This window comes from Thalassospira lucentensis MCCC 1A00383 = DSM 14000 (genome assembly GCF_000421265.1).
Taxonomy (GTDB): Bacteria; Pseudomonadota; Alphaproteobacteria; order Rhodospirillales; family Thalassospiraceae; genus Thalassospira; species Thalassospira lucentensis.
Genome location: NZ_ATWN01000008.1, coordinates 18,155 through 31,666 on the forward strand (window position 1 = coordinate 18,155; position 13,512 = coordinate 31,666).

The following is a 13,512-nucleotide window of genomic DNA, read 5'->3' on the forward strand; positions in this document are numbered from 1 at the left end:
ATCGCAATGAGCCAACCGATGGGAATTTGCCTTTTTATCAATCCGATCAAGGGGGCGGGTGACGATTTGCCCGATATCGGATCGCATGCCCCAAACACCGCCTTTGTCGATCAATATGATCTGGACAAGACCGATTTATCGCAATTCGCGGCCCTAATCTTGCCTGCGCATATAGATCAACGCTTTTTGGGCACCCGATCCGATCAGATTACAACATTTCTCGACCAGGGCGGAACGCTTGTTTTTAACGGACATGTTGCCTGGCCGATGCTGCCAGAACTAAAACCGTTCGTCCCCCTTGAACGTCAGTCGCTTGAAAATCTGATGATCTATCGCGTCAATCACCATCCGGTATTTGACGGCGTTGATTGCAATGACCTGACCTTCAAACGCGGTGTCGCCGGATTTTATGCCCGTGGCAGCAATCCCCCCCCTGTTGACGCCATCCCTCTTCATGTTCTGGGCAAAGAACAACTGGTGTGTGATTGGCTATATGAACGCCCCAAGGGCGGGCGGATATTGATGCATTCGGGCAATGATCTTTGGATGTATATCGGTTCGCAAAACAGCACCTCGCGCGTCGTACCGCAACTCTGCGCTTGGGCAGGAGGGGAATGATGGGCAAACTGGCAATCATTGATACCGGGACCTATTACCATCACCGGGTTATCCACGAAGACCGCTTTGGTCATTTTTTTGATCAAGCGATCTATATCCGTGATCTGTGTAAGACGGATTTATCCGACATCACCACCCTGATTGTGCCATGCCGGACCGACCCGGCCCATTTGGTCGCCCATCGTAAACTGTTTGCCGATTTCCTAAATGACGGCAAAACCGTTGTCGCGATGGGATCGACAGGACCAGACAAATGGCTTGATGATATCAGTTGGCGTTTCACGCCGACCAATTTCTGGTGGTGGAAAGAAGGCGGGTCCCTGAACCTTGAGATCGCCGAACCGGAGCATAGCCTGTTTGACTATGTCAAACTTGCCGATGCAACCTGGCATCACCACGGATTACTGACCCCACCCGCAGGAGCCACATCCCTGATCAATGCCAACAAGGCCGGATCGATTTTCTATGATGACCGGGTGACTTCGCCGGGGCGGAAAATCGTCACCACCCTTGATCCGATGTATCACCACGGCAACCATTTCATGCCCGCAACCAGCCGCTTTCTTGACGGGTTCCTGCCATGGCTTAAAAGCCAGTAACAGTTCCGAAAGCACTGAAAAACCTACAATCCGCACTTAGTAACTACGGGTGCGGATTTTTCGTTTCGCAGATGGAACATGCATATTACGGTCAAACAATAAACCTTATTAAGATTACTCAGTAAGCCAATATTGCTCTGCCGTTTGATCGTTTTTCGGACCAATACCCGGGTTATCAAGATCAATCACACGCCGATCAGACTGGCGAATGTAATCCATTGCTGCCGCGATAGAAGGATCAGAACGGAAGTATTCGTTAAACGCCCCGCTGAAAAACGCATTCTGAAAACCCTGTTCCAGCAAGGAATGTCGGATTTTATCATTCTTGCCGACATAGGTGAAAAAATCATACTGATATCTCAACAACAGTGTTTTCTCGACACGCAACCCGGCACGTTTGAGTTGCTGGATCCTGTCTCTTTTAAGCGCCTCATGCACAGCCAAATGCATCATGTCAAACCGGTCGTTTTCCAGCATTGAAACCAGGTTGTTTTGCGGTGCCTCTGTCACACACAGTCCTGCGTCTTTCAAAATTGCCGTATCAAGCCAGCCCTGCCCCGAACCGATACAAAAACCCTTAAGATCCTCAAGCGATTTAACCCTCATCAGGGGTGCCTGTGTGTCCGCCCGGATGACAAACAGGCGATACCCCTGCAAGCCACGGGTAATCGGAAAGTCGACCTGAAGGAACTCCTCGCTGAAATCAGGGTTATACCCGGCAAAGATGACATTGATCTCGCCGCTGCGCAGCATCGTCAGGCCGCGCGTTTGGGTTAAACGCTCAACCGATAGAACTTCTAACTGATGATCACCGGGGGCATTTGCGATGGCCAGCCGGATGGCACCGATTTGAAAGGCAAAGTTATCCTCTGAACCTTTTGGCACAGCCATGCGAAACGTTTCCGCAGATACTGTGGACACCATCGCAAAGGCAAAAAGAACCAATATAACAACGCCGCCAATGAGGCGGTCGAAACCTTTTCGCATATTTTTCAAACACCAATACAGCCAAACAATCCTACGCAATAGGTTGTGCGGCGTTGGCAAAAGATAAGGCCCCCAGAACGGCAAGGCTCATTTTTTTACTTGACGGTTTGTTATGATATAACATAACAGATAACCAACCTTATATGCTCCCCCATAACCGGACCGGATCAATGCAAAACTTTCCTTCCACTCTTCGCCGTCTCCTTCTCGCCTCTCCCCTGCTTGTGGCACCCTTCGCGGCTCAGGCTGCCGATGCACCATCAGTTGTTGCCACCCTCAAACCGATCCACGGCATCACAAGTGCTTTGATGGACGGCGTTGGGGAACCCACTTTGCTGATCGATGGGGCAGCCTCCCCGCATGCCTATTCGCTGCGCCCCAGCGAAGCACGTGCTTTGCAAAATGCCGATCTGGTGATTTATGTGTCGCACAGCCTCGAAAGTTTTCTGGAAAAACCTTTGGCAACCTTGTCGGTTAACAGTCATCAGCTTGAACTGATTGATGCCCCCGGCCTGACCCTGCTCGAGGTGCGCGAAGGCGGCAGCTGGGAAGCCCATAGCCACGACCACGGCGCACATGAGGAGCATGAGGAGCATAGTGAAAGTGATCATGACCATGATCATGAAGTCTATCACGAGCATGATCACGACGCGCACGACCATGAAGCCGATCACGGGCACGAACATGCCGACGCCCACGACCACGATCATGACGCCGATGAACATCATCACGATGAACACGAGCACGAGCACGGCGGAATCAACCCGCACATCTGGCTTGACCCGGCCAATGGTGCGGCCATCGCCACGGCCATCGCCGATGAACTGATCGAAATTGATGCGGCTCACGCAGAAAATTATCGCGAAAACCTCAAAAAGCTGCTTGCCAGTCTCACCGTGCTTGGCAATGATCTGGGCGATAAGCTTGCGCCGGTCCGCAGCACGCCTTATGTGGTTTTCCATGATGCCTATCAGTATCTGGAAGCTGGCTTTGGCCTGAACGGGGTCGGCTCCGTGACCGTGTCGCCCGAACAGAAGCCCGGAGCCAAACGCCTCCATGAAATCGAAGAAAAAATCCGCGACACCGGTGCCGTCTGTGTCTTTGCCGAGCCGCAATTCCGCCCCGCGATTGTTAAAGCGATTGTTGCCGATACCGGCGCACGCATTGGCACCCTTGATCCGCTGGGCGCAAACATCCCCAAAGGCCCGGACGCCTATCAGGCCATCCTTGCGCAAAATGTCGACGCCCTGGTCGACTGCCTTGGCAACGGTTCGTAATACGGGTTTTGCAATGCTGGTCGCGGGCTTTGTGCTTGCGACCAGCACGCCCGCCTCAGCCCATCCTCATATCTGGATTGATGCCAACGCCGAGATGGTGTTTGAAAACGGCAAGCTGACCGCCATCAAAATGCACTGGGTGTTTGATGACCTGTTCAGCATGACGCTGATTGACGAGTTCGATAAAAATTTCGACACCCGGTTCTTTGGCGATGAAAACACCACATTGCGCGACAATGCCTTTGTCGCGCTTGGCGAAGTTTCATGGCTGGCACATTTACGTAAAAACGAAGTTCTTCTGCCCTTTACCCAAACCCGCGATTTTACCGCCGACATCACCGATGACAGGCGAGTGACCTATGATTTCACCCTCGTTTTAGACGAACCGCTTGATCCGGTAAAAGATACCATCAGCCTTTCCGTCTATGACGCCGAGTATTATATCGACATCGCCTTCACACAGGTCGATCCGATCGTATTTACCGGCAACACCGCAACCAGCTGTCACTTTGAAATGAGCGAAGATGAAAAAAACCGCATCTATTTTGATCTGGTGGCGCCAATACGTGCCGACCTTGTCTGCGCAGCGCAACATGGCGATAGCGGGTCTTCTGGCGGTCTTGCTCCTGGCGATATGGTCCGGGTCGAGTAATCCGGCTGCGGCCCAGTCGGCCAATCTTCTGGGACGTGGTAAAAGCGATGCGGCAACCACCGATACCGCCTCAGCCCCGCAAGATGGGGACAGCTTCATCACCCTGCCCGTCTGGTTATCCGATGTCGTCGGTCAGGTCATCATCATTCAGACAAAACTGAACCGCGAAATCACCGCAACGCTTCGCGACGCCAAAAACGGCGATAACTTATGGCCCGGCCTGATGATCATTGGCCTGTCATTTCTCTATGGCGTTTTTCATGCCGCAGGCCCTGGTCACGGCAAAATGGTCACAACCACCTATTTCCTGTCGCGCGACGCCGGATGGAAACAGGGGGTTGCCATGGGCAGCCTGATTGCCGGGGTGCAGGCCATCACCGCCATCGTTCTTGTTGGGTCATTAACCCTGTTTCTAAATCTTGGTCCGGCGGCAATCACCCAAAACGGTCTGGTGCTGGAGGCGGTTTCATATGCCTTGATCGTTGGTCTTGGTCTGGTGATGTGTCTGCGGATCATACAGGGCCGCGATGATTGCTGTGATCACGCCCATCATGATCATCATTCCCATGACCACACACATCATCACGATGATGGTCATAACCACCACCACAGCCACGCACATGATCATACCGATGCGCATCACCATGATGCCAGCTCCACCGCACATTCCACACCATCGACGGCGCGCAATCGCTGGCAAATGATTGCCAGTGGCATTGTGGTTGGGCTGCGCCCCTGCACCGGGTCCATTCTGGTGCTGCTGTTTACGCTGGCCAACGGGCTGTTTCTGATCGGGGTTGCTGCCGCCTTTGCCATGGCAATCGGGGTTGCCCTGACCGTCAGCCTGATCGGGCTGGCCGCCATCGGCATTCGTACCGGAACGCGGCATCTGTTTAATGTCTCCGAAACCACATCGGGCATTCTGCGCCGCACGATTGGCTTGACCGGGGCGGGGTTGATTACCCTGTTTGGCGCAATGTTGTTACTGGCATCAGCCCGCCAATTGGGTTGGCTTTAACACCCCCCACAAATAGAACAGCCCGCAAAGCCAATGACCTTGCGGGCTGTTGAAATCTGGCATCGAAAGGCTGTTTTGCCTTACTCGGCGTGAATGACTTTCATGACAAGTTTGCCATCCGGCTTGATCGGGCCGTCTTCTTTGGCGCCAAGGGTGTATTCATACACACCGGTTTTCATGCCGCCTGCTTCGGAATGAACCATCAACATCAGCATCTCGCCCGATTTGACCGGTTCCTGAAGGATGGCGGCAACATCCATGTTTTCACCCTTTTTGATCGGCGCATAGCCAACCACCGGGCCCGGTTTCATGTCTTTGTCGGTACGATGGACAACCAGCCAGCCGTTTTCACCGGCCATGATTTTTTCCGCCGTCACGGTCCCACCCGATACATCCTGATCCATGGCATCGACCATCGGGCCCATTGCCAACGCGCCTGTGCTGCTGGCCAGAACGAAACCGGCACTCAGCATCATGGCACCAAGAAAGCCCGAAGTTTTATGTTTCAACGTCATGTGAAGTCTCCTTTGCTTTTGATCTGGAACACGCTTTTCGCGGTTCGCTCATGTCGCGCGTTTCATCGCACACACAGAAGCTACGCAGAGAATTCAAACGGGTTTCAGCAAAGAAGAAATTTTCTGCATTAGGCTCAGGACCTAATGTTCTACCGAAATCAACCGACCATGGATCGCCGGACCGGTCGGCTGCCCGGTTGGTGAGCCACCTTCTGGTTCAAGGCTGATGCCAAAGGTTGCGGTACGCAACATCGCCGGATCAAACTGGCCAAGGTTCTTGGTCGTCGCGACAGACGCATTCTGCAAAAGCCCCAAGGACTGTGGCACAGAACCGCTCTGATCCGACTTGATCCAAAGTTGATAGGTTTTGCCTTCGGGCAACGATGCCTCAACCGGGCGAATGGTCACAACCCGGGTATCAAGATCAATCGTCATCACAAATGCAGGCTGGGTATCGTCGCGGTGAAAGACTGCCACAAACGGGCCATCTTGGACCGGTGCTGCAATATCGGTCGCCAGAACCGCAATGATCAGGCTTGCGGCAATCGCCCCGGCCCCAAGTGCCCCGGAACGCCACATCTTGACCTTGCGTTTCAGGCTGGCGACCTCCGACAGGCTGGCGATGTTAGCGCTAACATTTTGGCCGGCAGTTTCGATCCGGCTTCTGATGCTGGCAAACAGATCACGTGACGGGGCAACCGCATCATAATGTGTATTAAGCGGTGACAGCCGCATTTCCCAATCGGTGATCGCCTTATCAATTTCTGGTTCCCGTTCCCGGCGGGCAACCACAGACTGACGCTGTGCGGGCTCAAGCGTGCCCAACACATATTCAGCGGCCAGCATATCAATGTCTTCCCGGTCGGTCATGATCCCAGGCATTCCTTTAACTGTCTTAAGCTGCGATGCAGCCACGTCTTGATCGTTCCAACCGGCTGGGCAAACCGCTCTGCCAACTCGGCCCGAGACCAGCCTTCAAGATATGCCAGTCGGACAATCTGTTGGCGGTCGTCTTCCAAACCGTCCAGACAGTATTCCAGTTGGCGCACCTCGTCGGCAAGCACGACCTCTTCGAAAACCGTGTCATGTGACACCAGAATTTCAATCTCGGCGTCTTCAATGTCGGATTCGGGCCGTTGGCGGCGCACGATATCAATTGCCCGGTTACGTGCAATCGTTGCCATCCAGGTAATAATTGATGCCCGTCCCGGTTCGAAATCACCGGCTTTCTGCCAGATGCGCACATAAATATCCTGTAACGCATCCTCACTTTGAGCACGGTTTTTCAAGATACGCAGCACAACGCCAAAAAGTTTCGCCGATGTTGCATGATACAGCCGCTCAAAGGCGTCCATATCACCATTGATCGACTGACCAAGCAGCTTTTCCAAATCCCGGGTCGTTGTCATTTTCACCGCCAGCTTCGTGCAGAAAAGACCGAATTCCCTGCGCCGTAGAAGAACACATACCGGATTGCAAACCCGAGCGACCTTCTTCCTACGTTACAAACACCATAGTTGATCAGTTCCAGCCCCAAGTCATATGAAGAATGCGTTCTGAGCCTAAGTATCTGAACAAAAAACACAATCAGGATTTAAATTCCGCCGGAATACTTTCGGTTGTTTTGATCAGCGCATCCATCACCATTCGCACGCCGGGGGACCGGCGCATATCGGGGTGAACCACAAGCCAGACCGGCTTACTGATCTCACCTGGCGCGTCGTCAAACACCCTTTCAAGCCGGTCATCAACATCGGCCATATAGCGCGGCAAAAGCCCAAGCCCATGTCCGGCCGCGACAAAGGCCCGAACCGTCTGGCTGTCATCGGCCCTGACCCGCACCGGCAATTGCCGGTTTAGCATCTTCCACACCCAGGCCTGTTGATAGTCGCCAAATGAAAACCCACCATCGGCACAGAATTCCCAATCGCCTTCGGGCACGCGCTCTGTATACCCCTTTGCCGCATAAACGCCGTAGCGCAAATGTGTCAGTTTGCGCGCAATCAGCCCGCTTTGCGCCGGGGTTGCCATCCGCACCGCAACGTCTGCTTCGCGGCGCGCAAGATTGGCAATCACGCTTGATCCAAGAATTTCATATTCAAGATTCTTTTGGTCTCGCAGCAATTCCGCCAACCGCGGCGCAAACAGCAATCGCCCGGCGGCGGGGGGCACGGAAATCCGCACCACACCATGGGCGGTTTCATCACCGCGCGCCTGCCGTTCAAACGCCAAAACGTCTTCTTCGATCCGGCCCGCCACCGGCACAAGGTTTTCGCCCGCATCAGTCAGTTTCCAACCGGTTGCCAAGCGGTCAAACAGATGCGCGCCCAGATGGGTTTCCAATGCTTCGATACGCCGCGCAACGGTTGTGTGATCCTTACTCAACCGCCGGGCGGCCCCGGAAAGCGTCCCTTCCTCGGCAACTGCGACAAAAAACCTAAGATCATTCCAGTTCATATCTGTGCGTCCTACACTTGCGCAATTTTGCACAACTATAGCGCATTTTATCTAAATTTCATTGTATTTCTGCGCATGCCAATCTTTGGTCATCGAAACGGCCCACACCGATCAAGGAGCATTAAAATGGCTATATCACATCAGATCGAATGCAATACCCTCGTCGGGTGTGTGTCGACAAAAACATCGCACGGGAAGATGGCACAACGCCCAACCTCTCGCGCCACGCCCCCCACTGTCACCAAGGGTGTTAGCGCTATCATCCCGGCGATCATCAATGCCGTTTTGCGGTCCTACAAACGCTATCAAAGCCGCATTGCCCTGAGCCGGTTAAGTGACGACCAACTCTACGACATCGGTTTGGAACGTCACAACAACAGCTATGTGCCGCGCGACGAGTACCTCAACCGGTTTTAACCAGATCAAAGCGACCTGCGGCCCTGAACCAATGGTAATCGACACGCTTTGATATCGACCATCGTCGCGATAGGGGTATTGCGGGGATGGCTAGGCTCAGGACCTAGAATGCCTTTCCCTCAAGGCATGAAAAAGGCTCCCTTGAATTTTAAGGGAGCCTTTTTTCAGTCAATATCGGTCCATCGTCAGACCTGAAATTCTTCGGCAATGTTGTCGGCAGCCTTGATCAAGGCATCCATCACCAATCGAACACCGGGGGATCGGCGCATATCCGGGTGAACCACCATCCAGCCGGTTTCACGGCTTTGCCCTTCGACATCGGCATGGATCAGTTCAAGTTCGTCGTCTTTGTCCCCGAGATAGCGCGGCAGAACCCCGACCCCGTGCCCTGCGGCAATGAACTGGCGCACGGTTTCGGTTTCATCGGCACGAAAACGGCATGGCAATTCCCGGCCCAGCACATTGCGCACCCATTCCTTTTTTGATGCGCCGTAAGCGGTATCTTCATAACCGCAAAATTCCCAGTCCATTTCCGGCACCCGGTCGCGGTAGCCAATCCCGCAATAAAGCCCAACACCCAGTTCGACCAGCTTACGCGTAATCAATCCCGGTTCACGCGGGGTAATCATGCGCACGGCAACATCGGCTTCCCGGCGTGCAAGATTGACCACATTGGCCGCCCCGATAATTTCAAACTCAAGCCCCTTGTGTGCCGTAAGCAACCTAGCCAAACGCGGCGCAAATAAGACACGCCCCGCTACTGGGGGGACGGAAATGCGCACAACCCCGTGGGCGGCTTCATCGCCCTTGGCCTGACGTTCAAAGGTAAGGGCTTCTTCCTCAACCCGTTCGGCCACCGGGACAAGATTATGTCCCGCCGTGGTCAGTTGCCAGCCGCGCGGTAACCGGTCAAACAGCTTGGTGCCAACATCATCTTCAAGCGCCTCGATTCGGCGGGCGACTGTCGTGTGTTCCTTGCGCAGACGACGCGCGGCGCCCGAAAGGCTGCCTTCACTTGCCAAAACAAGGAAATATCGCAAATCGTTCCAGTTCATATCGACACTTCTATCCGTATTTTGTCGTGTTAATCCGATTATTTTTGCACATCAGATATGCAAAACAACCTTATTCCTGTTTTATTTTGCATATGACATTGTCCGCCCATCAACGGATCAATTCAACCTGAGACTTCAGGAGGCCACCATGGCACATCAGATTTCTGGAAACGCACCTTTCGACACTGCAAACGACCCCTTTACCAAACGCATGCCGTTTGGCGCGCTCATGAACCGCATCGAAAAATATTTCGAGAACAAGCGCAAACGCAAGAACCACAGCGACCTTATGAGCAACCTCAGCCATGCAGATCTCGCCGATCTTGGCCTGCAGCGCAAATTTAACGGCACGACCTGGTATCTCGACCGGATGTAGGAAACTCTGCCGGACCTCAAAGCCCGGCAAGCCTTCTGCCTGCTCGCATTAAAAAAGGGACCCAAATGGGTCCCTTTTTATTTGTCATACAATTGCGAATATCTTAGCTGCGAATCTCACGAACCCGGTCGGTTGCTTCCTGTGCCAGCTTGGTGATGGTTGCCCAATCACCCGCCTTGACCGCATCCTTGGGTGCAACCCATGATCCGCCGACGGTGATAATATTCGATAATTTTAAATAATCAGCCAGATTATTCAATGAAACACCCCCAGTCGGACAGAAGCTGACCTGCGGCAATGGCCCCGAAAGGGCCTTGAGCATCGACACCCCACCCTGCTGTTCCGCCGGGAAGAATTTCAAAATGTCATAGCCATGATCAATCAGGTTCATGATTTCCGACGGCGTCCCAGCACCGGGCAACAACGGCACGCCGGTATCCTTGGCAGCCTTTAAAAGACCGTCGGTATGGCCCGGCGAAACGGCAAAGGCACAGCCGATTTCGGCCATGCGTTCCATTTGCTTGGCATTGATCACCGTTCCTGCACCGGTAATCGCACCGGGAACTTCAGCAATAATGCGTTTGATGCTTTCTTCCGCAGCCGCACTGCGCAACGTAATTTCCAGCACCGGCAATCCACCTGCCACCAGCGCCTTGGCCAGCGGCACAGCATCATTAGCATCTTCGATCACCAGAACCGGTACCACCGGGGCTTTGGACAGAATTTCACGCGATGAAAGGCTCATAAAATCTTCCTTCTGTTTGCCGGTCAGGCCGTTAAAATCTTGGCACAACCGATCAGGGCCGGGTACTTCGCCGTCATCAGGCGCACCGGCACATCATTCATTAAATCATGGAAACGGCCCTTGGCGATCATCCGCTCTTTCAGGCCGCTTTGTTTCATATAATCGGCAATCCGCGGGCCAATGCCGCCGCCGATAAACACACCGTCAAACGCACCAAGTGTCAGCACAAGGTCACCCGCAACCCCGCCCATAAACAGGCAGAACCGATCCAGCACCTTACGACACAGCGGGTCATTTTGTTGCAAGGCACCGTCAACCACCTCGGCAGCATTTTTCGGCGCCACATCAAGACCATCGATGGCGGCAAGTGCGCGGTACAGGTTTTCAATCCCCATCCCGGACAAAATACGTTCCGCCGATACGCGCCCCAACTCATGGGTCAGGAATTTGACGATTTCAAAGTCAAGTTCATCGACGGCCGGCAAGGACACATGCCCGCCTTCGCCCTGGATCGGCAACCAGTGCCCTTCATGGGGCAATAAGCCCGAAACGCCAAGCCCGGTCCCCGCCCCGATCACCGCCAAGGGCAAGCCCGGACGTCCGGGACCATCAAACAGCGTAATCAGGTCTTCGCCGCCCAGATAGGGTACCGACATTGCCAAGCCGGTAAAATCATTGACCACCACAAGGCGATCCAGATTGAATTCGGCCTTAAGGGCTTCTTTGGAAAACACCCACGGATTGTTGGTGAATTTAATCTCATCGGCCATTGCAGGGCATGCCACCGCCACGGCAAATTCACGCAAATCCGCACAGTCTGTCTTGACCATGAAATCACGCATGGCATCGCCGATGGTGGCATATTCACGCACCGGCAATGTCATTGGCGTATGGGGATTGCCAGCATCGTCAAGCCAGGCAAAGCGGGCATTGGTCCCGCCAATATCACCGACAAGCTGCATTACGCGACTTCAGCCTCCCCCGGGAGGACAGCACATGCGCCCATTTCAGCCAGTCCAACATGGTCGCGGAACACGCCAAACAACTCACGGCCAAAGCCATCCTGATGGGATGCCTTGTCGTCAAAGGTGGCGAAGTCACGCTTGGCCAGTTCGGCGTCGGTCACATTGAGGATCAGATCGCCGGTTTCCGCATCAAGACGGATGATGTCGCCATCCTGTACCTTGGCAATCGGGCCGTTCATCATGCCTTCTGGCGTGACGTGGATGGCAGCAGGCACCTTGCCCGACGCACCCGACATACGGCCATCGGTGACAAGGGCAACCTTATACCCCAGATCCTGCAGCACACCCAACGGCGGGGTCAGTTTGTGCAGTTCAGGCATGCCGTTGGCTTTGGGCCCCTGGAAGCGAACAACACAGATAACGTCACGATGGAGTTTGCCTTCCTTGAAGGCCTCCATCATTTGTTCCTGTGACGTAAACACCGCAGCCGGGGCTTCGATGACACGGTTTTCCGGCTTCACAGCAGACACCTTGATCACGCAACGGCCAAGGTTGCCCGACAACATCCGCAAGCCACCATCGGCACTAAACGCCTTTTCCGCCGGCCGCAGGATATCTTCGTCCTGACTGTCGGCCGGGGCATCACGCCATGCCAGTTTGCCGTCATCGAGATACGGCTCGGTCCCATAGGCCGCCATACCACCGGTATGGATGGTTTCAAGATCCGGGTGCAGAATACCGTTTTTCAAAAGGTCGGAAATGACAAAGCCCATACCGCCTGCGGCATGGAAGTGGTTCACATCGGCCTGCCCGTTCGGATAAACGCGGCACAGAAGTGGGACCAGACGCGACAATTCATCAAAGTCATCCCAGCGCAGCTCAATCCCGGCCGCACGCGCCATCGCAGGCAAATGCAGCGTATGGTTGGTCGAGCCACCGGTCGCAAGCAACCCGACAATCCCGTTCACAAACGCCTTTTCATCGAGCACCTTACCAACCGGGCGATAATCATTGCCAAGTTTGGTAATCGCAAGCGCGCGGCGGGCGGCTTCTTCGGTCAGCGCATCGCGCAGATCGGTGTTTGGATTAACAAACGCCGCACCGGGAAGATGCAAGCCCATGACTTCCATCAGCATCTGGTTGGAGTTTGCCGTGCCATAGAACGTGCAGGTGCCCGGGCTGTGGTAAGAGGCTGTTTCGGCCTCCAACAATTCCTTACGACCGACTTTGCCTTGCGCATACAGCTGACGAATGCGGGCCTTTTCATCATTGGGAAGGCCCGATGGCATTGGACCGGCAGGCACAAACACCGCCGGGATATGGCCATAGGACAAGGCCCCCATGACAAGACCCGGAACGATTTTGTCACACACACCAAGATAAAGGGCGGAATCGAACACGTCATGCGACAGTGACACAGCCGTCGACATGGCAATCACATCGCGTGAAAACAGCGAAAGTTCCATGCCCGGACGGCCTTGGGTCACGCCATCACACATGGCCGGAACGCCCCCGGCAACCTGTGCTGTTCCACCAGCTTCAAACACGGCCTTTTTGATACGGTCCGGATAAACGCCCAGTGGTTGGTGGGCCGACAGCATATCGTTGTAAGACGTCACGATGCCAAGATTGGCACCCTCATCGCCATTGATGCGTTCCTTATCAGCCGCACTACAGCCCGCCGACGCATGGGCAAGGTTGCCGCATGACAGGCTTGAGCGATGCGGACGGTCGGACGCGGCGGCCTCGATCTTGGCAAGATATGCTTCGCGGGTTGGTTTGGAACGCTCGATAATGCGTTTGGTAATCTGATCTATTTCACGTTTCATGG

The 13,512-nt window shown here is 54.3% G+C and carries 16 protein-coding genes; 7 read left to right on the forward strand and 9 right to left on the reverse strand.

Annotation, left to right across the window (positions count from 1 at the left end; genetic code table 11):
• Positions 1-18 precede the first annotated feature (18 nt).
• Together K355_RS0115975 and K355_RS0115980 are read left to right on the forward strand one after the other, a co-directional pair.
• The gene (locus K355_RS0115975) at positions 19-618 is read left to right on the forward strand and encodes a hypothetical protein (protein WP_022733158.1); all 600 of its coding nucleotides are present in this window, start codon (positions 19-21) and stop codon (positions 616-618) included.
• A complete protein-coding gene (locus K355_RS0115980; RefSeq protein WP_022733159.1) occupies positions 618-1,217 on the forward strand; it encodes a hypothetical protein in 600 nt (199 codons plus the stop codon). The genes K355_RS0115975 and K355_RS0115980 overlap by 1 nt, the downstream gene beginning before the upstream one ends.
• A gap of 114 nt (positions 1,218-1,331) precedes the next feature.
• Here the strand turns inward: K355_RS0115980 and K355_RS0115985 are convergent, their stop codons facing one another.
• On the reverse strand, positions 1,332-2,108 hold the full coding sequence (locus K355_RS0115985; RefSeq protein ID WP_147250394.1) for a hypothetical protein: 777 nt from the start codon (positions 2,106-2,108) through the stop codon (positions 1,332-1,334).
• A 266-nt stretch (positions 2,109-2,374) separates the two neighbouring features.
• Between K355_RS0115985 and K355_RS0115990 the strand changes: the two genes are divergently transcribed.
• The 3 genes from K355_RS0115990 to K355_RS0116000 are packed head-to-tail and all read left to right on the forward strand — an operon-like array spanning position 2,375 to position 5,151.
• Entirely contained in the window at positions 2,375-3,481 is a 1,107-nt protein-coding gene (locus K355_RS0115990) for a zinc ABC transporter substrate-binding protein (RefSeq protein ID WP_022733161.1), read from the forward strand.
• Positions 3,482-3,494: 13 nt separating this feature from the next.
• Complete coding sequence (locus tag K355_RS0115995) at positions 3,495-4,133, forward strand: DUF1007 family protein (protein WP_022733162.1); 639 nt, start codon at positions 3,495-3,497, stop codon at positions 4,131-4,133.
• Positions 4,075-5,151: a nickel/cobalt transporter gene (locus tag K355_RS0116000; protein ID WP_022733163.1), complete on the forward strand. Its 1,077-nt coding sequence runs from the start codon at positions 4,075-4,077 to the stop codon at positions 5,149-5,151. The genes K355_RS0115995 and K355_RS0116000 overlap by 59 nt, the downstream gene beginning before the upstream one ends.
• An 80-nt stretch (positions 5,152-5,231) precedes the next feature.
• Here the strand turns inward: K355_RS0116000 and K355_RS0116005 are convergent, their stop codons facing one another.
• The 4 genes from K355_RS0116005 to K355_RS0116020 all read right to left on the reverse strand — a co-directional run bounded on the left by K355_RS0116005 (position 5,232) and on the right by K355_RS0116020 (position 8,123).
• Positions 5,232-5,666 (reverse strand): DUF7282 domain-containing protein, encoded by a 435-nt coding sequence (locus K355_RS0116005; protein ID WP_022733164.1) that lies wholly within the window; start codon positions 5,664-5,666, stop codon positions 5,232-5,234.
• A gap of 141 nt (positions 5,667-5,807) precedes the next feature.
• A complete protein-coding gene (locus K355_RS0116010; RefSeq protein ID WP_022733165.1) occupies positions 5,808-6,536 on the reverse strand; it encodes an anti-sigma factor in 729 nt (242 codons plus the stop codon).
• A complete protein-coding gene (locus tag K355_RS0116015) occupies positions 6,533-7,075 on the reverse strand; it encodes a sigma-70 family RNA polymerase sigma factor (protein ID WP_022733166.1) in 543 nt (180 codons plus the stop codon). The genes K355_RS0116010 and K355_RS0116015 overlap by 4 nt, the downstream gene beginning before the upstream one ends.
• A gap of 178 nt (positions 7,076-7,253) precedes the next feature.
• Positions 7,254-8,123 (reverse strand): LysR family transcriptional regulator, encoded by an 870-nt coding sequence (locus K355_RS0116020; protein ID WP_022733167.1) that lies wholly within the window; start codon positions 8,121-8,123, stop codon positions 7,254-7,256.
• 126 nt (positions 8,124-8,249) lie between these two features.
• Here K355_RS0116020 and K355_RS0116025 point away from each other — a divergent pair, with 126 nt between their 5' ends.
• A complete protein-coding gene (locus tag K355_RS0116025; RefSeq protein ID WP_022733168.1) occupies positions 8,250-8,540 on the forward strand; it encodes a DUF1127 domain-containing protein in 291 nt (96 codons plus the stop codon).
• 185 nt (positions 8,541-8,725) lie between these two features.
• Here K355_RS0116025 and K355_RS0116030 read toward each other — a convergent pair whose 3' ends face one another.
• Positions 8,726-9,595, reverse strand: coding sequence for a LysR family transcriptional regulator (locus K355_RS0116030; protein WP_022733169.1), 870 nt, complete (start codon positions 9,593-9,595; stop codon positions 8,726-8,728).
• A 148-nt stretch (positions 9,596-9,743) separates the two neighbouring features.
• Between K355_RS0116030 and K355_RS0116035 the strand changes: the two genes are divergently transcribed.
• Positions 9,744-9,971, forward strand: a complete 228-nt coding sequence (locus K355_RS0116035; RefSeq protein WP_022733170.1) for a hypothetical protein — start codon at positions 9,744-9,746, stop codon at positions 9,969-9,971.
• Positions 9,972-10,074: 103 nt separating this feature from the next.
• Here the strand turns inward: K355_RS0116035 and K355_RS0116040 are convergent, their stop codons facing one another.
• From K355_RS0116040 to edd, 3 genes are read right to left on the reverse strand one after another with little or no spacing between them, the layout of a single operon-like run.
• Positions 10,075-10,716, reverse strand: coding sequence for a bifunctional 4-hydroxy-2-oxoglutarate aldolase/2-dehydro-3-deoxy-phosphogluconate aldolase (locus K355_RS0116040; RefSeq protein WP_022733171.1), 642 nt, complete (start codon positions 10,714-10,716; stop codon positions 10,075-10,077).
• A gap of 23 nt (positions 10,717-10,739) precedes the next feature.
• Entirely contained in the window at positions 10,740-11,678 is a 939-nt protein-coding gene (gene glk, locus K355_RS0116045; protein ID WP_022733172.1) for a glucokinase, read from the reverse strand.
• Entirely contained in the window at positions 11,678-13,510 is a 1,833-nt protein-coding gene (gene edd / locus K355_RS0116050; protein WP_022733173.1) for a phosphogluconate dehydratase, read from the reverse strand. Before edd ends, glk begins: the two co-directional genes overlap by 1 nt.
• Positions 13,511-13,512 lie beyond the last annotated feature (2 nt).

What these genes read in the sequence shown, in the direction of transcription:
- K355_RS0115975 (WP_022733158.1), top strand. Translation starts at nt 19, where the DNA reads ATGGGAATTTGCCTTTTTATCAATCCGATCAAGGGGGCGGGTGACGAT.
- K355_RS0115980 (WP_022733159.1), top strand. Translation starts at nt 618, where the DNA reads ATGGGCAAACTGGCAATCATTGATACCGGGACCTATTACCATCACCGG.
- K355_RS0116035 (WP_022733170.1), top strand. Translation starts at nt 9,744, where the DNA reads ATGGCACATCAGATTTCTGGAAACGCACCTTTCGACACTGCAAACGAC.
- K355_RS0116030 (WP_022733169.1), bottom strand. Translation starts at nt 9,595, where the DNA reads ATGAACTGGAACGATTTGCGATATTTCCTTGTTTTGGCAAGTGAAGGC.
- K355_RS0115990 (WP_022733161.1), top strand. Translation starts at nt 2,375, where the DNA reads ATGCAAAACTTTCCTTCCACTCTTCGCCGTCTCCTTCTCGCCTCTCCC.
- K355_RS0115985 (WP_147250394.1), bottom strand. Translation starts at nt 2,108, where the DNA reads ATGGCTGTGCCAAAAGGTTCAGAGGATAACTTTGCCTTTCAAATCGGT.
- K355_RS0116015 (WP_022733166.1), bottom strand. Translation starts at nt 7,075, where the DNA reads ATGACAACGACCCGGGATTTGGAAAAGCTGCTTGGTCAGTCGATCAAT.
- K355_RS0116010 (WP_022733165.1), bottom strand. Translation starts at nt 6,536, where the DNA reads ATGACCGACCGGGAAGACATTGATATGCTGGCCGCTGAATATGTGTTG.
- K355_RS0116025 (WP_022733168.1), top strand. Translation starts at nt 8,250, where the DNA reads ATGGCTATATCACATCAGATCGAATGCAATACCCTCGTCGGGTGTGTG.
- K355_RS0116005 (WP_022733164.1), bottom strand. Translation starts at nt 5,666, where the DNA reads ATGACGTTGAAACATAAAACTTCGGGCTTTCTTGGTGCCATGATGCTG.
- K355_RS0116000 (WP_022733163.1), top strand. Translation starts at nt 4,075, where the DNA reads ATGGCGATAGCGGGTCTTCTGGCGGTCTTGCTCCTGGCGATATGGTCC.
- glk (WP_022733172.1), bottom strand. Translation starts at nt 11,678, where the DNA reads ATGCAGCTTGTCGGTGATATTGGCGGGACCAATGCCCGCTTTGCCTGG.
- edd (WP_022733173.1), bottom strand. Translation starts at nt 13,510, where the DNA reads ATGAAACGTGAAATAGATCAGATTACCAAACGCATTATCGAGCGTTCC.
- K355_RS0116040 (WP_022733171.1), bottom strand. Translation starts at nt 10,716, where the DNA reads ATGAGCCTTTCATCGCGTGAAATTCTGTCCAAAGCCCCGGTGGTACCG.
- K355_RS0116020 (WP_022733167.1), bottom strand. Translation starts at nt 8,123, where the DNA reads ATGAACTGGAATGATCTTAGGTTTTTTGTCGCAGTTGCCGAGGAAGGG.
- K355_RS0115995 (WP_022733162.1), top strand. Translation starts at nt 3,495, where the DNA reads ATGCTGGTCGCGGGCTTTGTGCTTGCGACCAGCACGCCCGCCTCAGCC.